Origin of the sequence: Acetobacter cibinongensis (assembly GCF_000963925.1) — a bacterium.
In the GTDB taxonomy this organism is placed as follows: domain Bacteria; phylum Pseudomonadota; class Alphaproteobacteria; order Acetobacterales; family Acetobacteraceae; genus Acetobacter; species Acetobacter cibinongensis.
Genome location: NZ_BAMV01000075.1, coordinates 1 through 201 on the forward strand (window position 1 = coordinate 1; position 201 = coordinate 201).

1 pseudogene is annotated in these 201 nt (G+C 56.7%); it reads left to right on the forward strand.

Annotation, left to right across the window (positions count from 1 at the left end):
* Window positions 1–201 (forward strand): annotated as a pseudogene (locus Abci_RS13920) (IS3 family transposase); the annotation flags it as partial.

Below are 201 nucleotides of genomic sequence, written 5' to 3' on the forward strand. Positions count from 1 at the left end.
GCGGCTGATGCGCCGGATGGGACTGAAAGGCGTCATTCGTGGTAAGGGGGTCAGAACCACACGGCCCGATCCAGCGCGGCCCTGTCCACAGGATCTGGTACAGCGACAGTTTCATGCACCAGCCCCTAACAGACTGTGGGTTTCGGATTTCACGTATGTTTCCACCTGGCAGGGCTTTGTTTATGTGGCCTTCATCATTGA